Annotated in this window: 18 protein-coding genes; 11 read left to right on the top strand and 7 right to left on the bottom strand. The window is 67.9% G+C overall.

The window, feature by feature from the left end; translation table 11 throughout:
• Positions 1–118: 118 nt before the first annotated feature.
• Complete coding sequence (locus OG474_RS43030; protein WP_405059456.1) at positions 119–2428, top strand: hypothetical protein; 2310 nt, start codon at positions 119–121, stop codon at positions 2426–2428.
• Positions 2429–4065: 1637 nt separating this feature from the next.
• Here OG474_RS43030 and OG474_RS43025 read toward each other — a convergent pair.
• From OG474_RS43025 to OG474_RS43015, 3 genes are all read right to left on the bottom strand, one after another.
• Positions 4066–4473: a hypothetical protein gene (locus OG474_RS43025; protein WP_405059455.1), complete on the bottom strand. Its 408-nt coding sequence runs from the start codon at positions 4471–4473 to the stop codon at positions 4066–4068.
• A 207-nt stretch (positions 4474–4680) separates the two neighbouring features.
• Positions 4681–5235, bottom strand: a complete 555-nt coding sequence (locus OG474_RS43020) for a hypothetical protein (protein WP_405059454.1) — start codon at positions 5233–5235, stop codon at positions 4681–4683.
• Positions 5228–6061: a PaaX family transcriptional regulator C-terminal domain-containing protein gene (locus tag OG474_RS43015; RefSeq protein WP_405059453.1), complete on the bottom strand. Its 834-nt coding sequence runs from the start codon at positions 6059–6061 to the stop codon at positions 5228–5230. The genes OG474_RS43020 and OG474_RS43015 overlap by 8 nt, the downstream gene beginning before the upstream one ends.
• A gap of 97 nt (positions 6062–6158) precedes the next feature.
• On the opposite strand from OG474_RS43015, the gene OG474_RS43010 reads away from it, so the two are divergent.
• From OG474_RS43010 to OG474_RS42990, 5 genes are read left to right on the top strand one after another with little or no spacing between them, the layout of a single operon-like run.
• Positions 6159–7064, top strand: coding sequence for an SDR family oxidoreductase (locus tag OG474_RS43010; RefSeq protein ID WP_405059452.1), 906 nt, complete (start codon positions 6159–6161; stop codon positions 7062–7064).
• A gap of 7 nt (positions 7065–7071) precedes the next feature.
• Positions 7072–7959, top strand: a complete 888-nt coding sequence (locus tag OG474_RS43005; RefSeq protein WP_405064673.1) for an amidohydrolase family protein — start codon at positions 7072–7074, stop codon at positions 7957–7959.
• On the top strand, positions 7956–8411 hold the full coding sequence (locus OG474_RS43000; protein ID WP_405059451.1) for a MaoC family dehydratase: 456 nt from the start codon (positions 7956–7958) through the stop codon (positions 8409–8411). The genes OG474_RS43005 and OG474_RS43000 overlap by 4 nt, the downstream gene beginning before the upstream one ends.
• Before the next feature lie 19 nt (positions 8412–8430).
• The gene (locus tag OG474_RS42995; protein WP_405059450.1) at positions 8431–9741 is read left to right on the top strand and encodes an MFS transporter; all 1311 of its coding nucleotides are present in this window, start codon (positions 8431–8433) and stop codon (positions 9739–9741) included.
• A gap of 10 nt (positions 9742–9751) precedes the next feature.
• Complete coding sequence (locus tag OG474_RS42990) at positions 9752–11221, top strand: acyl-CoA synthetase (RefSeq protein ID WP_405059449.1); 1470 nt, start codon at positions 9752–9754, stop codon at positions 11219–11221.
• Here OG474_RS42990 and OG474_RS42985 read toward each other — a convergent pair.
• Positions 11193–11813: a response regulator gene (locus OG474_RS42985; RefSeq protein WP_405059448.1), complete on the bottom strand. Its 621-nt coding sequence runs from the start codon at positions 11811–11813 to the stop codon at positions 11193–11195. The genes OG474_RS42990 and OG474_RS42985 overlap by 29 nt on opposite strands.
• Entirely contained in the window at positions 11810–12958 is a 1149-nt protein-coding gene (locus tag OG474_RS42980; protein ID WP_405059447.1) for a GAF domain-containing protein, read from the bottom strand. Before OG474_RS42980 ends, OG474_RS42985 begins: the two co-directional genes overlap by 4 nt.
• A 91-nt stretch (positions 12959–13049) precedes the next feature.
• Between OG474_RS42980 and OG474_RS42975 the strand changes: the two genes are divergently transcribed.
• A complete protein-coding gene (locus OG474_RS42975; protein ID WP_405059446.1) occupies positions 13050–13244 on the top strand; it encodes a hypothetical protein in 195 nt (64 codons plus the stop codon).
• Here the strand turns inward: OG474_RS42975 and OG474_RS42970 are convergent.
• A complete protein-coding gene (locus OG474_RS42970; RefSeq protein ID WP_405059445.1) occupies positions 13234–13818 on the bottom strand; it encodes a TetR/AcrR family transcriptional regulator in 585 nt (194 codons plus the stop codon). The two genes, OG474_RS42975 and OG474_RS42970, sit on opposite strands and share 11 nt — an antisense overlap.
• 41 nt (positions 13819–13859) lie before the next feature.
• The gene (locus tag OG474_RS42965) at positions 13860–16202 is read right to left on the bottom strand and encodes a hypothetical protein (protein ID WP_405059444.1); all 2343 of its coding nucleotides are present in this window, start codon (positions 16200–16202) and stop codon (positions 13860–13862) included.
• Between the two features lie 178 nt (positions 16203–16380).
• Between OG474_RS42965 and OG474_RS42960 the strand changes: the two genes are divergently transcribed.
• From OG474_RS42960 to OG474_RS42945, 4 genes are read left to right on the top strand one after another with little or no spacing between them, the layout of a single operon-like run.
• Positions 16381–17427, top strand: a complete 1047-nt coding sequence (locus OG474_RS42960; RefSeq protein ID WP_405059443.1) for a LacI family DNA-binding transcriptional regulator — start codon at positions 16381–16383, stop codon at positions 17425–17427.
• A complete protein-coding gene (locus tag OG474_RS42955; RefSeq protein WP_405059442.1) occupies positions 17424–19022 on the top strand; it encodes an FAD-dependent oxidoreductase in 1599 nt (532 codons plus the stop codon). The genes OG474_RS42960 and OG474_RS42955 overlap by 4 nt, the downstream gene beginning before the upstream one ends.
• A gap of 28 nt (positions 19023–19050) precedes the next feature.
• Positions 19051–20316, top strand: coding sequence for an ABC transporter substrate-binding protein (locus tag OG474_RS42950; RefSeq protein WP_405059441.1), 1266 nt, complete (start codon positions 19051–19053; stop codon positions 20314–20316).
• A complete protein-coding gene (locus OG474_RS42945; RefSeq protein ID WP_405059440.1) occupies positions 20316–21206 on the top strand; it encodes a carbohydrate ABC transporter permease in 891 nt (296 codons plus the stop codon). The genes OG474_RS42950 and OG474_RS42945 overlap by 1 nt, the downstream gene beginning before the upstream one ends.

The raw sequence follows: 21206 nt of genomic DNA, 5'->3' as shown, positions 1-21206 counted from the left end.
GCGCCTGTGCCTACACGGTTGCGTGGCCTGTATCGGTGTGAGGTTTCCCCTTGTGGATAAGGGGTTGTGGCTGTCAGCTGATTTGCATTGACTCTCCGCGATGCATAGAATCGAACACATGTTCGATGAAGATCTGACGCTGCTTTCGACGGCCGACCTGCTGGAGTCGGCCGCCGATCACCGCGCGTTCGCCAACCGGGCGGACGCGCGAGGTCTCGAACATGCCCTGGTCTATGCCGATCGTTTCCATCCCGACGCCGGTGCCTCGCGTCCTGGCCGGCGTTCGTTCGAGGGTCGCGAACGTCCCGTGGTTCTTGGCGGGGAGGGCTGCCCGGAGATCATGGAGTTCGCGATCTCGGAGTATGCGGTCGTGCTCGGTGTCTCGCACGGGATCGGCGCCAAGATCATCGGTGACGCGCTGGCGTTGCGGCACCGGTTCCCCTTGACCTGGGCCCGGGTTCTGTCAGGTGACGCAACGCCGTGGAAGGCCTGCCGGATCGTCCGCGAGTGCGTCGACCTGTCCGAAGAAGCCGCCCGGTTCGTCGACAGCCGTGTCGCCGCGCTGATCGACACCATCACTCCGTACCGCCTGGACAAGATCGTCAAGGCAGCCAAGATGCACGCCGACCCCGAAGCAGCCCACGCCGAGGCGGCCGCCAAGGTCCGCGAACGCGGCGTGTTCGTCGGCCGCTCCAACGAACACGGCACCAAGACCATCTACATCCGCACGTCGATTGGCGCGGCCGCCCGCTTCGACGCCGCCATCGACGCCCTCGGCGACGCACAGCAATCCATCGGCGATACCCGCTCCACCCAGCTCCGCCGCGCCGAAGCGGTAGGCATCATCGCCGACCCAGTCTTCGCCCAAGAACTCCTGAACCAAGCCCACCAACACCCCCACACCCCCAACCCAGACACCGCCCCAAACACTCCAGCCGAAGCAGCCCCCACCACAGACGCGGACCCAAGCCCGTCAGCCGGAGCAACCTCCACCACGGATGCCGCAAACACGCCAGCTGCTGCAGCCTCCACCACAGGCGCCGGCTCATGCACGTCTGCCGGAGCAGTCTCCGGCATGGATGTCGCGAGCACGTCAGCTGCAGGAGCTTCCACCGCAGGCGCCGGCCCAAGCGCTCCAGCTGCAGCGACGTCCACTACAGGTGCCGCTGCAGGCGCTGCGGCGACAGCAACCTCGGCTTCGACTGCCGGAACCTTGCCCGCTCCCACCTCAAGCACTCCTGCCTCGCCCACCTCCGCAACGCCGACCTCTGCTCCGGGTGCCTACGCTCCCAAGGCACCGGCATCCGGGCCCGCCGGGCCCACTTCGACCACGAGCTCCTCGGTGCCAACTGCTCGGGATACCTCCGCTCCACAGGGCCCCGGCCCGCATGCCGTCACCTCGACCCCGAACGTCTCAACCGGCAACGTCTCAACGCCGAGCGCGTACGCCCCGTGCGCCGCCACTCCGGGTTCACTCACCCCGGCGGATGTTGACGAGCCGGGTCCGGACGACGAAGCGGACCGGGACGCGCCGCACCCGAGCAGCAGCAACCTGCCCGACCCGATGGACCGTCCAGATCGCCCGCCCTACCGACTAATGGAACCGTTCGATCCTGCCTCGTGCCGCCTACCCGACGACGGCCAACCCATGGACGCCGCCACACAACGCGCACTCGCGAGCCGGCTCGCACAAATCAAACACGACGCCTACGCCCGGCTCGCCTCCGCCGCGACCACCCAAGACGCCGCGACTCCCGACGACCCCGCGATCCCCAAGGCTCCCGCGAGCCCAGGTGAGTCCGCGGCCCGAGGTAGTACCGCACGCTCGGGTAGCGCCGCACGCCCGGGTAGTGCCGCACGTCCAAGTAGGGCCGAGCTCCGTCCAGGCAAAACCGTCATCTACGTACACCTCACCGACAGCACCCTCACGGCCGCCGCAGAGGCCGCAGCCGCAGGCCAGGACTGTGACGGTGTACTGCGAGTCGAAGGCAACGGCCCACTCCTGGCCACGCAGCTCGGCGAGCTCATCGGCTACGGCCCCTACATCGTCAAGCCCGTCATCGACCTCAACGACGCCGTCTCGGTCAACTGCTACGAGGCCACCGCCCCGATCCGGGAACGCGTCAAACTCACCCACCCCGTCGAACTCTTCCCGTACGGCACCCGCGAAACCAGCGGCGCCCTCGACCTGGACCACCTCAAGCCCTACGACCCACTCGGACCGCCAGGCCAAACCAGCACCACCAACCTCATCCCGCTCAGCCGCCGCGCTCACCGACTGAAGACCCACGCACGCGGCTGGAAGATCCACCGACTCAACGCCACCACCCTCGAATGGACCACACCCCACGGCTTCGTCTTCCACGTCGACCGCACCGGAACCCACCGCATCATCAAGCCCGAGATCGACCCCCAGGCTGAGGTTTAGTGGCCCTTGAGGGGCTGTAGACCGTTCGGGGTAACCCGCAAACCACGGTTCCCGCGCGCCGCGATGCGGCCGGGCCGGTCGGCGGTGGCTGGTCGCCCTGCGGCCGATGAACTGAACGATGGCTGGCTGGCTGGCTGGCTGGCTGGCTGGGCTTGCTTGCGGCTGGCCGGATGGTGCGGCCGGTGACCGAGGTGCGCCTTGCCTGGGGCTGACGGGCTATGGCTGAGCTGAGTGAAGTGCCGTCAGCGACCCAGGTGCACGTAGCGGCTGGATCAGGTGCTGGCCGCGGCTGAGCCTGCGGCCGGGCGCTGGTTCCCGGCGTTGCTGGTGGTGCCGCGCTGTGGCTCAGGTCAGTGGACTAGAGGTCGCTGGGCAGCCGGTGGGTCTCGCGCCACCAGTGGTGGCGCGAGACACCGTGTGACGGCTGGAGACCTGTTGTCATAGGTCTCCGGCCCCGGCTTCTAGTCTCCGGCCGCCACGGGTGGCGCGGGCAGCACGGTCCGGGGGATCGCTCCTTGTGAGTGGCGTCACCGTGCAAACAGCACTCGAGTGTGGGGGCCGGCCGCCGGATATCGATTTCCGGCAGCACGGTACTCACACTCGGCGGCGCAGTCCTCACATTCGATGACGCCGAAGGTCAGGCGGGACCTCAGACGCCCGACTGCGCCAGCAACCACCGCGACGGGTCAGCTACCAGGCCTCGTCACCCACACCTCAGCCATAGCCCGTCAGCCGTCGGCAACGTGCCACCTCGGTCACTGACCTCGCCATCCGGCCCCGCCACAGATCACCACAACCGCCCTGCTCCAGTAAACCGGCCGCAGCGGCGACCAGCCACCGCCTACCTCACCGGCCGGATCACCAACCGGCCCGACCGCGAACACCCCACTGGGGACCGCGAAAGACCCCTGACCAGAAGTCCCGACCTCCACTGGACCGGCTTCTGAGCCATGCAACGGTTCTGGGGTGTTTGCCCTGTGGTGACTTACAGTCCCAGGGGTTGCCCACCGCTGTAGGGGGTTGCCCCTTGGTACGTCGAGTGGGCAACCCCCCAGCTCGGTGGGCAACCCCTGAGGTGGGGGGTTGCCTTTCGGAAGGTGGGGGTTGCCTGCCGGTATAGGGGGTTGCCCCTTGGTAGGTCGAGTGGGCAACCCCTCAGGTCGGTGGGCATCCCTTGGGGTGGGGGGTTGCCTTTCGGAAGGTGGGGGTTGCCCACCGCTGTAGGGGGTTGCCCCTTGGTAGGTCGAGTGGGCAACCCCTCGGGTCGGTGGGCAACCCATGGGGTGGTGGGCGCGCTTGCAGCAGTCGAGGCGCCGCCCTCGCATCGAGTGCCCAGCTACTGCTGGCGGCACTGTGCAGACTGCCTCGGTTCGTCGGCCGCAACCCACGCCCGTTGGCTACGGGCCGACGGACACCTGGGCGCCGACGGCGCCATTCCCCTCAGTCACGCACCCGGCCGGCCACCCGGCACTGTGAATCGGCCGCTGCGGCGGGTGCCCGGCACCGACGAAACCGGCCGCAGACCAGCGAACCTCAGCCACACCGCCGTACCGACAGCGCCCCACCCACGCGGTGTACGACGGCCAGTCAGGACAGGCCCAGCCTTGATGGTCGGACAGGAGGGTGGCCGTACGTGCTCAGCAGGGACTGACGTAATAGATCGGGTTCGCCGAAACGTTCTGCCGGATCTTCCCGTTGTTGAGGACGCCGATGTGGTTCATGTTCTGGTCGTACCACACGGCAAATCCCCGGCCGCCGACCTGGTTGTTGAAGACTTGCTCGATGTTTCCGGTCCAGCCGCTCACCGGGAAGACTCCGCACCTGAAGAACTCGATGTGCTTGTCAGAATTCCAGTCGAAGCAGAGGCGGCCGCTGAAACAAGTCCAGTAGTCCTCCTTGTTAGGGCTCTTCTCGTGTACGACGTACCCAGGGGATGCGGTGTCCGGGGAGGGCTCGGGTTGCGCGAACGCCGTGCCACCGCTGGTAACTGCGCCGATGGCGAGCAGGGCTGCGGCAACAGGCAAGGAGTATCGCTTCTTTTTCATGTGGCGAACCTTTCTGAGGGGGAGGGCGGGCCCGATGGGCAAGCTTGAGCGAAGCCGGGACAGTGGCTGAGGTGGGACTGGCTGCCCCTCCTGAGATCGCCCTTCTGCGGTTACGGGCTGTGCACGCAGCATGACCTGAGGCGATGAAATTTGGCTGACATCCCCAGTCATCCCTCGTCACGCTGCAGTGGTGCGAGGCGCTGATCGTTACGCCGGGTCCGGGGGCGGGCCGTGGATCTCTCCCTTGCCTGTCCGGATGAGGTGCGCGATCTGCTGGAGTGTTTCGAGTGGGCTGAGGGTGGAGTTGTCGACCGGTGCGGACCATGGAGAACGCTTGGCTCGCAGGAGGTGGAGGTCATTGATGAGGTGGGCCGGTGAGCGGTCCGGGTCGTCGGCCGTGCGGTGGAGAACTGCTTCTTCGGAGGGATCCAGGGAGATGTGGAAGACCTGGCCGAGTTTCAGTAGGTCCGGGATGACGGGGTTCAGGTCGATCGCGTCGTGGATGGCGTTGCCTGCGATGAGGACGTTGTCGTAGCCCGCGCCGATGAACGATTCCGTGAGCCGCGCGGATTGGCGGAGCACGAGCGCCGTCCGCGCGTCGTCGTACGGGAGGTCCCAGTGCGGATCCACCATCAGAAATAGCTGGTCGGTGTCGATCGCGGCGGTCCGGCCCCAGGTGGTGAGCTTCAGGTCGTGGCTCAGGCGGAGGATGGTCGTTTTGCCGGAGCCGGCTGGGCCGGAGAGGAAGACGGTTCTAGGCATCGGTGGCCAGGGGGATTTCGTCGAGGACCTCTCGGGCCAGGCGGGTGGCTTCGGGGCGGATCTCTTCGTCGAGGCGACGGAAGAGTTGCTCGGCGCGGATGGCGGGCCAGTCCGCGGGGAGGTGTTCGGCGGGGAGGTGGGGGTCTTGGCGGATCGCCTGGAGCCAATCCGTGTGCAGGAGGAGGCGGCGCGCTAGGTCGTCGGGGGCGGTCGAGAGTGGGCGCGGAGTGTCCCAGCGGTCGAGGAAGGCCTTGTACTGCGAGCAAACCGCGGCCGTGTCGAAGGCTCGGTGGATCAGGTCGGCTGTCTTCGTCGGTCCGACCGCGGCGGCGGTGAAGGCCGTGACGTGGTCGATGAGGCCGAGCGGTTCGATCAGGGCGGTGACGTCGCGCGTGCCGGGCGCTATCCACAAACCGTTCTGCAGCAGGCCGAATCCGGCCCAGACGAGCTGACTGCGGAGGTCGTGGCGATCGCTGCGTCGGCTGTCGGGCAGTGAGTAGCCGACGAGGGTCCAGGTGCCGTCCCAGTCCCGGTTGACCGCGCCGGTGTCCCAGATCCGGCGGGCTCCGTCCGCGAGGACTTCGGTGGCGCGGTCGGTGAGACCGAAGTACACGCGGCGGCCCTGACGCTGCCGGGAGAGCAGGCCGCGGCTGACCATCCTGGTCAGGGTCGACCGCACGGCCTCTTCCGAGACGTCCACGCGGGCGAAGACGTCGATCACGCTGCCCGAGTAGACCGCGGTGCCGCGGCCGAGGACGTACAGGCCCAGGAAGTTGAGCATCAGGGACTGCGGCCGGTGCGCGCCGGTGTCGTTGGCATCTGTCACCCCCACACCTTAGAACATTAAGTTGGGCAAGTCATTGACGGTCGTCAGAAAAGTGACGTACTTTGACGGTCCGACGAGCTGAGGAGAGGACGTCGCCATGGATGTGGTCGGCAAGGTCGCGGTGGTCACCGGAAGCGGTCGCGGGCTGGGGAGGGCGTACGCGGAGGCACTCGCCGCGGCCGGCGCCGCCGTCGTGGTCAATGACGTGGACGGCGAGGCAGCGCAGCAAGTGGTCGACGCCATCGCGAAAGAAGGCGGCCGAGCAGTCCCGGTCGTCGCGCCGGTCGGCGACAGCGAGGTGGCGGACCGGCTGGTTGCCACCGCTGTGAATGAGTTCGGCCGGCTGGACGTGATGCTCACCAATGCGGGGATTCTGCGCGACCGGGTGCTCTGGAAGATGTCGGACGAGGAGTTCGACGATGTCATTCGCGTCCACCTGCGCGGTACGTTCACCTGTGCCCGGGCAGCAGCCCAGCAAATGCGTGCACAGGGCGAAGGAGGCCGGCTGATCCTGGTGGCCTCGCCGGCCGGTCAGCGCGGGAACTTCGGCCAGACCAACTACGCGGCAGCGAAGGCCGGGATCGCGGCGATGGCCCGGACCTGGGCCATGGAGCTGGCGAAAGCCGACATCCTGGTGAACGCCGTCGTACCGGTGGCCGCGACCGAGATGACGCGGACCATTCCCGCGTTCGCGCCCGCGATCGAGGAGGCGGAGCGGACCGGCGCGCCGCTGCCGCACTGGCTCCGCCGCGACGAGGGGCTCGGTACGGTCGAGGACGTCGCATCGCTGATCGTTTTCCTGTCCTCGAATGCTTCCGCAGGTGTGACGGGACAGGCGATCGGCATCGGCGGCGACAGGCTCGCGCTGTGGTCGCACCCGGCCGAGAAGTCGGTGGCCTACAGCCAGGACGGCTGGACGGCCGAGGGGATCGCAGCCTCCTGGTACGACGGGATCGGCGCCGAGCCGGAGACCTACGGAATCCCTGCACCACAAGGCCGTTGACGTGGCCATCGACCTGGACGCGGTCGTTGCGATCGACGTTCACACTCATGCCGAGATTTCCAAGGATGGACACGGTTCACTGAGCCCGGAGCTGTTCGGAGCCTCGGCGAAGTACTTCAACGCGCACGATCATCGGCAACCGACCATTCCCGAGATGGCGGCCTACTACCGGGAACGCCGGATGGCGGCCGTGGTCTTCACGGTCGACGCCGAGCACGCCACCGGGCATCCGCGGATCGCAAACGAGGAGGTGGCCGCGAGCTGCGCTGAGCACGCCGACGTACTGATCCCGTTCGCGAGCGTCGACCCGTGGAAGGGCCGCGCCGGAGCGCGCGAGGCCCGGCGGCTGGTCGAGCAGCACGGCGTCCGCGGGTTCAAGTTCCACCCCAGTCTGCAGGGTTTCGCACCCGACGACCGGATGGCTTATCCGCTCTACGACGTCATCCAGGAGCTCGGCGTACCCGCGCTCTTCCACACCGGGCAGACCGGGATCGGCGCCGGGGTGCCGGGCGGTGGCGGGATCCGGTTGAAGTACTCGAATCCGATGCTGGTCGACGATGTCGCGGCCGACTTCCCCGAGCTGCGGATCATCCTGGCGCATCCGTCGTTCCCCTGGCAGGACGAGGCACTCGCGGTCGCCACCCACAAACCGTTCGTCTACATCGACCTGTCGGGCTGGTCGCCGAAGTACTTCCCGCCCCAGCTCGTGCGCTACGCCAACACGCTGCTGCAGGACAAGGTCCTGTTCGGCTCGGACTACCCGGTGATCACCCCGGATCGCTGGCTCGCGGACTTCGCCGAGCTGGAGATCAAGCCGGACGTCCGCACGAAGATCCTCAAAGACAACGCGGCCGGCCTGCTGGGCCTGGCCGCCAAGGAAGGTGTGCACGGATGAAGACCACAGCCAACGGCCTGGCCGAGATCACCGCACTCGCCGGCCGCAGCCTCGGCCACGGCGACTGGATCGAGGTGACGCAGGACCGGATCGACCGGTTCGCCGACGCCACCGACGACCACCAGTGGATCCATGTCGATCCTGAACGCGCCGCCAACGGGCCGTTCGGATCCACGATCGCGCATGGATACCTCACCTTGTCACTGGTCATCCCCTTGTTCACCGACCTGCTGGAGATCGGTGGCGTCCGGCTGAGCGTCAACTACGGCCTGGACAAGGTGCGGTTCCCCAGCCCGGTCCCGGTCGGCGGCAAGATCCGGCTCGCGGCCGTCGTCGCCGACGTGATCGCGATCGAGGGCGGCGTCCAGATGCTGCTCGATTTCACCGTCGAACTCCAGGGCGCGGACAAGCCCGCCTGCGTCGCCCGCGCCGTGTACCGCCACTACACCTGACCGACCAGGGGGCCCCGCCATGCCACACCAAACGACCCAGCTCCGCCGAGCAGTTGCCTCGAGCTACCTCGGCAGCCTGATCGAGTACTACGACTTCCTGCTCTACGCGACCGCCTCCGCGGTGGTGTTCAGCAAGGTCTTCTTCTCCGACCTCGACCCCGCGCTGGCGACCGTGGCCAGCTTCGGCACCTTCGCCACCGGCTACCTCGCGCGGCCGCTCGGCGGCATCCTGTTCGGGCACTTCGGTGACAAACTCGGCCGCAAGCGCATGCTCGTGCTCACCATGACGATGATGGGGCTGTCGAGCTTCCTGATCGGCGTCCTGCCGGGGTACGAGCAGATCGGCGCCGCCGCTCCGGTCGGGCTGATCCTGCTGCGTGTCCTGCAAGGGATTTCGGTCGGCGGCGAGTGGGGCGGCGCGGTGCTGATGTCGGCCGAGCATGCGACCTCGCGGCGCGGATTGTGGGCGAGCTTCACCAATGCGGGCGCGCCCAGCGGGATGGTCGTGTCCACGGTGGCGATGACGACCACCGCGGCGCTGACCGGGGATGCCGCGTTCCTCGAGTGGGGCTGGCGGATCCCGTTCCTGCTCAGCGTCGTACTGCTCGCGATCGGGCTGTTCGTTCGCTCGCGGGTCGAAGAGACGCCGGCGTTCCTCGCGGCCAAGGCTCAGGTCCAACGCCGCCGGATTCCACTGGTCGAGGTGCTGCGCAACCAGCCCCGCGTCCTCGCGCTCAGCGTCGGCGTCGGCCTTGCGGCCTTCGTCGTACAGGCCACCCTGACGACATTCATCCTCGCGTACGGCGTTCGCGTCGGCCACAGCAGGCAAGAAGTGCTGAACGGGCTCACGGTCTCGTCGGCTTGCGCGATCCTGGGGATTATCGGCTGGTCCGCGGTCTCCGACCGGTTCGGCCGGCGTCCGGTGGTGGTGATCGGCGCGGTGGCGACGGCGATCTACGCCTTTGCACTGTTCCCGCTGGTCGAATCCGGCAGTACGGCGCTCCTGGTGGTAGCGCTCGTCATCGGCCAAGGGATTCTGCATCCGATGATGTACGGGCCGCTCGCCGCGCTCTACACGGAACTGTTCGACACCGAGACCCGGTACACCGGCGCCTCCTTGGGCTACCAGCTGGCGGGCCTCGGCGCCGGGGTCGCCCCGGTCCTGTTCGCGGAGATCCAGCGCGCCTCCGGTGGGCCCGCGACAACAGCCATCGCCTGCACCATCGCGGCGTTCTGTCTGCTTTCGGTCGGGTGTGTCCTGGCGTTGCAGGAGACCAATCGGCGAAGCTTGGTCGAGCGTCGGACGGTTCAGCCGGTGAACGCCGAGTAGGGGAGCGGTCATGCACAACGAGGGAATCGGTGGCTGGCCGGCCCGGCGCGCGCTGATGTCACCGCACAGCACCGCGCTGCTGTTCGAGGACGAGCCGACGACGTACGCCGAGCTGGCCGAGCGGATCAGCAGACTCGCGGCGCGGCTGGTCGCAGCCGGGCTGGGCAAGGGGGACCGGGTCGCCTATCTGGGGCCGAACCACCCGGCCTTCGTCGAGACCATGTTCGCCACATTGACCGCGGGCGGCATCTTCGTCCCGCTCAACTTCCGGCTGACCGCGCCGGAGATCGCCCAGATCCTCGCCGACGCCGGACCGACCGTGCTCGTCTACGCACCCCAGTGCGCGAGCGTTGTGCAGGCCCTCGACGACACACCCCCGTACGTCGTCGCGCTGGGCGAGGCCGAGCCGGACGAGACGCCGTACGAGCCGGTCAGTGTGGCTGTGGCGGCGGATGACGTGGCGCTGATCCTCTACACGTCCGGGACGACCGGCCGGCCGAAGGGCGCGATGCTGACCCACGCCAACCTGACCTGGAACATCGTCAACCTGCTGATCGGGGTCGATGTCGGTGCCGATGAGGTCACGTTGATCTCGGCGCCGCTGTTCCACATCGCCGCGCTCGCGCAGACGCTGCTCCCCACGCTGATCAAGGGCGGCTGCGCGCTGATCACACCGGGCTGGGATGTCGACGGTGTCTACGAACTGATCGCGAAACACCGGGTGACCTGGATGTTCGGCGTCACCACCATGTACGCCGGTCTGGCCGCCGCGCCGCAGTGGGAGACCGCCGACCTGACGTCATTGCGCAGCCTGATGTGCGGTGGGGCGGCGGTCCCGGAGGAGCTGGTCCATACCTACCAGCGCCGCGGTCTGACCTTCTGTCAGGGCTATGGGATGACGGAGACGGCTCCCGGCGTGACATTCCTCGAGGCGCGGGAGAGCGCTGCCAAGGTGGGATCAGCCGGAGTTCCGGTGTTCTTCGCCGACGTCCGGATCGACCATCCTGGCGCCGGGCCGGGGGAGGTGCTGGTGCGCGGCCCGAACGTGACACCCGGCTACTGGCGTGACCCTGGCGCGACGGCTGCGGCCTTCACCGCGGACGGCTGGTTCCGCACCGGCGATCTGGCCGCTGTCGATCCGGACGGTCATTTCCGGATCGTCGGTCGGCAGAAGGACATGTACATCTCCGGTGGCGAGAACGTGTACCCGGCTGAGGTGGAGAGCACCCTGTTCGGGCACCCGGCGGTCGCTGAGGTGGCGGTGATCGGGGTGCCGGATTCCAAGTGGGGCGAGGTCGGCCGCGCGTTCGTCGTACCGGCGGCGCCTGTGACCGAGGGCGAGCTGCGCGAGTTCCTGCTGGGGCGGTTGGCGAAGTACAAGGTGCCGGTGCAGTTCGAGTTTGTCGAGCGGCTGCCGCGGACGGCGTCTGGGAAGGTGCGTAAGGCCGACCTCAGAGCAGGCCGGCCTCGCTCGCTTTGACGATGGCCTCGACGCGGTTCCGGGCGCCGAGTTTGTGCAGGGCGGACTGCAGGTATGTCTTGACGGTGTTGCGGGTCAGGCCGGTGGCCTCGGCGATCTCGGGGTTGGTCAGACCCTGAGCGGCGTACCGGAGCACTTCGTACTCGCGGCGGGTCAGACCGCTGCGAGCCAAGGCGTCGGAGCGCTGGGTGGGATGCGGAAGGATCCGCGGATCGACGACCTGCTCACCGCGCAGGACCTGTCGCAAGGCGGCCAGCAGGTCGGTGCCGGCCAGGTCTTTGATCAGCGCGGCATCGGCGCCGGCGTCGAGCGATTCGGTGATGCAGTGGTGGTCCGCGTGGGCGGTGAAGATCGCGATCTTCAGCGTGGGCTGGACCTTGCGGAGCTCGCGGATCACTTCGGGCGCCAGCATGTCGGGCAGCCGCAGATCAAGCAGTACGACGTCGGGCCGCAGCTGGGCGATGCATTCGAGCGCGGCGCGCCCGGACTCGGCCGAGCCGACCACGGTCAGCGCGGGATCCGAGCGCAGCAGCAGGGTGACGCCGTCCCGGACGACGGGGTGGTCGTCGACCACGAAGACGGTGGACGTCATTGGGGGAGCCAGCAGCGCAACGTGGAGCCGCCGTCCTCGTCGCGGATCAGACTGACCTGACCACCCAGCCGGATAGCGCGCTCGGACAACGACTTGACGCCGAGGCCGCTGCTCGGGCTGTCCGGCCCGTCCTCGATGCTGTCGTCGGCGACGACCAGGTGAACCCCGCCGGAGTCGGCGGTGCCCAGACTGACGATCACCGAGTGTGGTTTCGCGTGCTTCTCGATGTTCAGCAGGCCTTCGCGGACCACGGCCACCAGCAGGGCGGTGCGTTCCGCGTCCAGCGCGGCGACCGTGGCCAGCTCGACGAACCGGGCCGGTACGCCGGTTCGCGCTTCGAAGGACCGCGTGTACTCCGCGATCTCGACCGCGAGCGCGCGTTCCGGGGCGGTGTCCGCCATCACCAGCAGGGACTCGCGGAGTGCGGCCGACGCGGCGGAGACATCGGATTCCAGCCGGCGCAACCGATCCACCAGAGGCGGGTTGTCCTGGACGGACTGATGCAGGTCGCGGACCTGGACGCCGATCAGGAAGAGCAGGGCACCGACCGAGTCGTGCAAGGCGCTCTGCACCCGCTGCCGCTCGGCGGCGACCGCGTCGGACTTGGTCGCCTCGACCGCGTCTGCGATCCGGAGCGCGGTCGAGGCCTGGTCGGCGATGTCGAGCATCTTCTCGACGGCGACGTCCCCGAACGACGTGGCCTGCCGCATGGCGGCGTACGCGATCGCGACGGTCCGGCCGTCGCGGCCGATCACCGGTACGGCGACCATGCCGCCGATGCCCTCGTGCCGGACCTGGACGTCGAAGTGGTGGGTGATCGCCGACGAGCTGATGTAGTCGCCCACCCGGACCGCGGACCCGGACGCGAGGACCCGGCCGCCGATGCCCTGTCCGACCGGTACGACGAGGTTCTGCAGCTGGTTGGTCCGGGTGCCCGACATCCACCGGACGACCGCCTGGTCGGGCGCCTCGAGGTCGGCGACGAAGCCGGAGTCGGCGCCGGTCTCGCTGCGGATCATCCGCGCGGTCCCGTGCAGGGCCACGATCCGGTCCATCACCGTCAGCAGCCCGTGGCGCTCGCGCAGCAGTTCGTCGAGGGCAGTGAGCCGCTCGGCGACCTGGTCGGCAGCGCGCTCGGTACTCACCTTGCTGAGGATCGCACGGGGGCTCGGCGGCACGGAATCTCCATCTGGAGAGGATTGTGCGGACAGGGTGGTCTGCCCAAGGTACGTGAAAATGAGTTCAAATTCACTACGGGCAGTGATTCCGTCCGCGGCGAAATCGCTGCTCGGCCTGGTGACCGGGTTGCGGACCGGCGCCAACCTCCGGGAGGCCTTCCCGGCTGGTGTCTGCGACTACAAGCGTCCGGGTCCGGGGGAGCAGCCGGCCGCGGGGACGTGGATCGACTACTCGCGACCGTTCAGTTCGTGATCCCGCCGTACACGAAGCCTGCCAGCGTGCTGACGCTTCCCCGGGCGGTACCGATGGACGGATGGAAGGTGGCGTAGCAGTAGCTCTCCAGGAGGCTCACGACCATCTGGGCCAGCGCGGCCGACTCGGCCACCGGTAGGCCGCGCTCGGTGCGGAGCTCCTTGATGTGGGTGCGCCAGATAGCGACATCTCCGGCGCGGATCTGCCGGTGGACCTCGGCGAACTCGGGGTCCGAGGCCGCCGCGTCGGAGATCGCGATCATCTCGGCGAGATGCTCCCGGTACGAGCGCCAGTACGCCTGCACGTGGTCGCGTACGTGCTGCTCGGTCGTCATCGTGTGCCCGTTGCCGGCGGCATGCGCGACCCGCGCGTGCCGAGCCGCCAGGAAGTCGTCCGCCAGCGCCTTCAGTACCGCGGCCTTGGAAGGGAAGTACCGGTAGATCCCACCGGTCGCCCGCCCCGCCTCCGCGGTGATGTCGGTGATCTTCGTCGCGGCATACCCCTGCCCCGCGAAGACCCGCCGGGCCGCCTCCTTGAACTCCTCGGCGGTCCGGTCCGCTTTCGACGTCCCCACACGGGCCTCCCTATGAAAGTGATGTCACTTTCACCCTAGCCCTAGCAGGTACGAAGTCTGTGCACGCCCTGAAGGGTTTGAGGGGTGAGGCCGTGGTAGATGCGGGGTGCGCCGTCGAGGGTGAGGTTGACCCGGCCGTTGCTGGGGGAGAGGTTCTTGGTTCGCCCGATCGAATCCACCTGCCGTACGGCGCCGGTGGCGGCGACTGTGAGTGCGGTCTTGGTCGGCCAGGGGTCGACCCAGGTCTCGGGCGCGGGGAAGTGCCACTCGGTGCGCTGGCCGACGGTGTTGAGGATGTAGCCGTCGGCGCGGTTCCAGAGGACGGTGACGGGTCCGGTCGGGGTGTCGAACCAGAGGCCGAAGGTCTTCGGGTTGGCGAAGGTGAGGCGGCCGCGGAAGGTGGCCTGGTCGAGAGTCCGGGCGGCGGTAGCGTAGGCCAGCAGTGACGGCTTCGGGCTGAGGTCGCGGTTCAACAGACCGAAGTGGTACTCGGTGTTGAGCGGGTCCGCGAGCTGCGGCATGCCGAAGATGCTGTCGTTGGCCTGGTACCAGCAGACGCACTTGATGCCTTCGGCCTTCGAGATCGCCAGCGTGAGCAGGACGTTCTCGGCGGCGTGCCGGTAGGTGTCGGCCCACCAGCTGTTCGGCCGGGTCGGCGCGTAGGCCTCGGTCAGCCAGATCTCCTTCTGGCCGTGCTGCGCCATCAGGGCCTTGAGCTGCTTCAGGCCACCGGCGAAGTTCCAGTACGTGCCGGTCGCACCCGCGTCCCCGCCGGGCGGCGGTACATAGTCCGGGGTGAAGTTGCCGCGGCCGGGGTGGTAGGCGAAGGCGTCGATCAGGTCCCAGCCGCCACCGGCGATGAAGTTGTCGACCCAGGGTTTGTCCATGCCGGCCAGGCCGTTGTTCATCAGCTTGATGTTCGCGCCGGTCGCGGCCCGCTCGTTGAACACCGGCCGCATGACCTTGGTCAGGTACGCCGCGGCCGCCGTACCCTCGTTGAAGGGCTTGTTCAGCTCGTTGCCGACCTCGAAGTACATGGCGCCCGAGTCGACGGCCAGCTTCAGGTTGTCGGTCGCCCACTTCCCCGAGTTGAAGTTGTCGTCCAGGTACGACGTCGGCTGCAGCTCGATGTTGTGCCGGATGCCGCGCGCGTCGTAGTCCGCCGGCTTCAGCCCCGGACCGCCGTCGTACGCGATCCGCACCAGGCTGACGCCGATGCGCTGCCAGAGATCGAGCACCGCGGTGGCGTTCGGCCGCAACAGCCAGGGGTAGTTGGCCATCCCGAACATGCTGTTCGCGCCGGCTTGATAGTTGTACGGCGGGAGCGTGGCGAGGTTCGTCCGGGCGAACGCCTCGTCGCCGCCGGAGCGGACCACGACCTCGGCCAGCGCGATCCCGGCCGCTGGTGCGGGCACGGTGAAGGTGTGCTGCCAGGTCCCGCCCGCGGTGACATCGCCAGGCACGGTGGACGACGCGAGCTGGACGCCGTCGAAGTCGCGCACCAGTAGCTGGAGCTGGACGGATTTCGCCGCCTTGCCGCCGTTCGCGACGAGCGCGGTGATCTTCATCGGCGCGCCGGGAGCGTCGTACACGTTGAAGGCGGCGTTGGTGGTGAGCTCGAGGCCGAGCTCGTCGCCGTGGCCGATGGTGGCGTTGGGTGATGGCCTGGTCTCGGTGAAGTAGAAGTCGGCTCGGCTGATCCAGCCGCCGGGCTGCGCGACGCCGGGCGCGTGCACCCAGGTCAGGTTCGTCCAGGCTTGCTTCGACCGATCGAGCAGGAAGAAGCCGTGCTTGGTTCCCCAGGTCGAGGTGTGCGCGACGCCGACGGTCGCCTCGTACGGGATACCGCCGCGGGTGTCGCGGACCCACTCGGTGACCGCGATGTAGTCGTCGGGCTCGGTCCCGCCCTGGATCGACCGGCTGAACGAGAAGCCGTCGGGGATCAGGGTGTCCGGTCCGGTGACGTGCCATTCGAGTACGGCGTGGCCGTTGGAGACGCTGAACCAGCCGACGACCGCGGTCGTGCCCGCCGCCGCGGCGAAGGTGTAGGCCATCCGGATCGCCTCTGTACCGTCGGGCCGTCGCTCCAGCGTCGGTGTGCCACCGATGGAGGAGTAGGCGACGCTGGTGTCGTCGACCTTGTTCTTGACCTCGAACTTCGAGCCGATGGATCGGATGGTGCCCTGGCCGTCACGGATCGTGAGCCGGCCGCCCGGGCTGCCGGTCAGCGTGATGCCGCCTTCGATGCCCACGGTGATGTCCGGGCCCGCGGCGAACGCGATGAGCGGGGCCGATTCGGCCGCCAGCACGACTCCGGCCGCGAGGGCCGAACCAAGGAACCGGCGGCGACTGGACCGGTTGAGTCGAGGTTCCGGGGGGATCATCGGCGGCTCCTTGGTTCGGCGGGTGGCCTGCAGACCAACCTGATAATGCGTATCTGCAAGCCATTGCCGAGGACGCTCTCAAGCGGATCACCTGTCTGTCAAGGGGGTGTTGCGCTTTTGCCCGGATCGTCCTAGGGTCTTGGCAATCCACTGAAGATACGCATTATCAGGAGCGTAGATGCCATCGAAGCCTCGCCGGGTGACCCAGCGCGAGATCGCCGAGATCGCGGGCGTCAGCCAGACCACAGTATCGGTGGTGCTGAACGACCGCGACGGGAAGAACGTGCGGATCCCGGCCGAGACCCGGGCGCGGGTGAAGCAGGCCATCGAGGAGCTCACCTATGTCGCCGACCCGGCCGCGCGCCGGCTGGCCGGGCTGGACAACCAGATCATCGGCCTGTTCACCTACGAGCCCGCGCTGTCGCCGGAGAGCATGGACTTCTACGGCCCACTGCTGAACGGCTTGGAGCGCGCCGCTGAGCAGGTCGGCTGGGACCTGCTGTTCTTCACCTCCTCACCGGTGGAGAACGGCGCCCGTAGCCTCTTCCACCGCAAGACCCGCCTCCGGCTCACCGACGGCTGCGTGCTGCTCGGTCAGCAGATGGTCGCCTCCGAGCTCGAGCGACTGGTCGCCGAGCAGTTCCCGTTCGTCGCGATCGGCCGTCGGGACGAGACCGCGGCCGCGGTGCCGTACGTCGCGATCGACTACATCACGCCGGCCAACAAGCTGATGGATCAGGCCGTGGCGCAGGGGCATCAGCAGGCTCTGTATGTCCACCGTGGTACCGATACTCCGACCGCTCGGGACCGTCGGGTCGCGGTCGAGGCTGCCTCCGCGGAGGGGCGGCTGTCCTTCCTGCTGGTCGGCGAGGAGCGCATCCCGGAGCTGCCGCGGTTGGCTCAGGCGACCGGTGCGACCGTGATCCTTGGCGAGGACGCCTTCCTGACCGAGGACGTCGTGCACTCGTTGACGGCGGCGGGCATCGGCGTACCGGACGAGATTTCCGTGGCTGCGCTGGCCGAGGTGCGGGGGCATCGCGTCGAGGGGCGCGCGCTGGCGGGCTTCCATGTGCCGAGGGAACGGCTGGCGGCCGAGGCGCTGGATCTGCTGCAGCTCTTGATCGCGACGGACCCGAATGAGTGGCACACGTTGGAGATCAGGCGGCTTCTGGTGGCGGACGTGCGATCCAGCGAGACGATCGTGCCTCGGCTGGTCCAGTCATGACGAAGCGGATCACCAGCGAGGTCGCGATCATTGGCGGTGGGCTCGGGTCCGTCGCCGCCGCGCTCGCGCTGCTGCAACGCGGTCGGCGTGTGGTGCTGACCGAGGAGTATGCGTGGCTTGGCGGCCAGCTGACCTCGCAGGCGGTGCCGCCCGATGAGCACATCTGGGTCGAGCAGTTCGGTGTCACCGCTCGGTATCGCGCGCTGCGGGAAGACATTCGCATGTACTACCGCGACCACTATCCGCTGTCTGCGTCCGCCCGGGTCGACCGCGAGCTGAATCCGGGTCGCGGCCGGGTCAGCAAGCTCTGCCACGAACCGCGGGTCGCGAACGCCGTGATCACCGCGCAGCTGGCGCCGTACCGGTCGACTGGTCGGCTGACGGTCCTGCAGCCGGTGGTGCCGGTGTCTGCGGAGATGAGCGGTACGACGGTTCGCCTGGTCACGGTCGCCGATCTGCGGACCGGGGCCGAGACGGAGATCGCCGCCGAGTTCTTCCTGGATGGGACCGAGACCGGTGACCTGCTGCCGATGACCGGTACGGCGTTCGTTGTCGGAGCCGAGAGTCGCGCGGAGACCGGTGAGCCGAGTGCCGCCGAGGTCGCCGATCCAGGCAACGTGCAGTCGATCGCCTGGTGTTTCGTCTTCGATCACGTGGCTGGGGATCACACGATCGAGCGGCCGGTGGATTACGACTACTGGCGTTCGTTCGAGCTGCCGTTCTGGGGCGCGCCGATGCTGTCGTTCACCGCACCGAACCCGCGCACCCTGGTGCCGGAGGAGCGGACCATGCACGTCAACCCGGAGCACGATGTGACCGGGGATCCGCGGATCGATCCGGGGGACCGTGATCTGTGGTTGTTCCGCCGGATCGCGGCACGGAACACGTTTGTGGACGGCTTTTACGACAGTGACGTCGTGCTGGCCAACTGGCCGCAGCTCGACTATGTGGGCGGTTCTGTCATCGAGTTCGCCGACCGCGCGGTGCACCAGGCTGCCGCCAAGGCGCAATCGCGCGCCTACGTGTATTGGTTGCAGACCGAGGCGCCGCGTCCGGACGGCGGACGCGGCTGGCCCGGGCTGCGGTTGCGACCGGACATGGTCGGGACGGACGACGGGTTCGCGCAGGCGCCGTACATCCGGGAATCCCGGCGGATCAAGGCGCTCACGACCGTGCGGGAGCAGGACGTCTCGATCAAGGTCCGTGGGTACGACGGGCCGGCCCGGTTCGAAGGGTCGGTCGGGGTGGGCATGTACCGGATCGATCTGCATCCGTCGACCGGCGGGGACAACTACATCGACGTCGACTGTGCACCGTTCGAGATTCCGCTCGGTGCGCTCGTCCCGGTGGCCACGCAGAACCTGTTGCCCACGGCAAAGAACATCGGCACCACGCACATCACCAACGGCGCCTACCGGCTGCACCCGGTCGAGTGGAACGTCGGTGAGTCCACAGGGGAGCTCACCGCGTTCTGCCTCGACCACGGGCTGAGCCCGCAGCAGGTCGCGGCCGACCCGGCGCTCGTCGAGCAGGTCCAGCACCGGCTGCTCGAGGCCGGGGTGGAACTCCACTGGCCCGAGGTCGCCGGCTACTAGCTTTCTTTCCTACCGAAGGACCATTCTCATGACCACAGCACGGAAACTTGTCGGCGCGGTCGCCCTGGTGACGGCCGCCGCCCTGACCGCGTGCGGCGCTCCGGCGACCGAGACGGCGAACAAGGCCGCGGACGCGAAACTGCGGATGACGGTCTGGACCTCGAACGAGGCCCAGCTGAAGCTGCTCAACTCGATCGCCGACGCCTATCAGGCCGACCACCCGAAGGTCGCCTCGATCACCTTCGAGAGTCTGCCGTTCGCCGACTACAACACGACGCTGACCACTCAGATCGCCGGCGGCAACGCGCCGGACCTGGCGTGGATGGGCGACATCTCGCGGGACCTGATCGCCGCCGACGCGCTGGTCGGGCTGACCGACCCGCTGAAGGCGACCGAGGGCTGGAAGTACGACGACCTGGTGGACAGCGCGGCCAAGGAATTCAGCAAGGACGGCACGTTGTACGCGTACCCGTTCTCCAACTCGCCGTTCGCCCTGTATGTGAACACCGACCTGCTGGCGAAGGCCGGGCAGAAGGTCGACCCGACCAAGCTGACCTGGGAGCAGGTCGCCGCCGCGGGCGCCGCCGTACAGGCGAAGACCGGGAAGGCCGGGTTCGTCGTCCGGGACTTCGACTACAAGTCGTGGAACAACCTGGCGACTGTCTGGACCGGTTGGGGTGCTTCGGCCTGGAGTGCCGACGGGAAGACCTGCACGTTCAACAGCCCGGAGATGCAGCAGGCGTTCACGTTCCTGCACGATGCCGCTTTCAAGACCAAAGCGATGCCTGGTCCTGGGGTGACGGCTGACTTCTTCGCTGGGGACGCGGCGTTCACCGTTGCGCAGGTGTCGCGCGCCTCATTGCTGACCGGGTCGTTCAAGTTCGGCCTGTATCCGTTGCCGACCGGGCCGAAGGGTAAGTACGCCGTGATCGGGCAGGCGGGAGTGGGCGTGCTTGCCTCAAGCAAGCAGCGTGACCAGGCCGTCGACTTCCTGACCTATCTGTCGAACCCGGAGAACGCCGCGAAGCTGGCCCAGTACTTCCCGCCGCCCCGCAAGTCGCTGCTGACCGGCGAGAAGCTTGCCGCGAACAACAAGGTGCTCAATGCCGCCCAACTGCAGGCTGCGGTCGTCGACCAACTGCCGAACGCCGTCACGCTGCCGAACCACACCAGCCCGGCCGAGATCGCCCAGAAGGGCAAGACCGCGCTGGACGCGCTGTGGACGCCGAACGCCGACATCCCCGCCGTCCTGAACTCGGTCTGTACGGCGATCCAACCCATCCTGGCCAAGTAATGTCGTCGTACTGGACCATTCGGCGGCGGGATGTGCTGACCGGCTACGTGTTCATCCTGCCTCAACTTGCCGGGGTCGCGCTGTTCGTGCTGCTGCCGGTCGGGATGGCGATCTGGTACAGCCTCAACGACTGGAACGTGTTCACCGGTAAGCAGACGTTCGTGGGGGCGGAGAACTACGCGGCGCTGGCCGACGATCCGCAGCTGCCGAAGGTGCTGGGGGCAACCGCCTTGTTCTCCGGTGGAGTCGTCGTACTGAACATCGCGCTCGGCCTGTTGCTCGCTGTGCTGCTGAACCGGAAGTTTCGTGGGGTGACGTTCTTCCGGACGCTGTTCTTTTCACCGGTTGTGGTGTCGGTCGTGGCGTGGACGTTGGTCTGGGGTTTCCTGCTCCAGGACAACGGCGGGATCAACGGTCTCCTCGGAGGGATGGGGATCGATGGTCCGAACTGGTTGCAGCACGGCGACACCGCGATGATCTCGGTGGTGTTCACCCAGGTGGTGCGCAGTGTCGGGGTGAACATGGTGCTGTTCCTGGCCGCGCTGCAAGGGGTGCCGGGGGAGTTGTACGAGGCGGCGCGGATCGACGGCGCGAGCAGCCGGTCCGTGTTCGGCCGGATCACGTTGCCGTTGATCTCGCCGACGATCCTGCTCACGGTGATCGTGACGGTGGTCGGGGCGTTGCAGTCGTTCGCGCAGATCGCCGTACTGACCGCGGGCGGGCCGGAGCTGTCGACGACGGTGCTCGTGTACTACGTGTTCCAGCAGGCCTTCAAGTTCAACGACATCGGGTACGGGTCGACGCTGGCGCTGATGCTGTTGAGCTTCGTGATGGTGCTGACCTTGCTGCAGTGGCAGCTGCGCCGGAAATGGGTGTTCTATGAGGAGTAG

It is taken from the genome of Kribbella sp. NBC_01505 (assembly GCF_045040285.1).
In the GTDB taxonomy this organism is placed as follows: Bacteria; Actinomycetota; Actinomycetes; order Propionibacteriales; family Kribbellaceae; genus Kribbella.
This window is presented reverse-complemented; position numbering and strand designations above follow the sequence as displayed.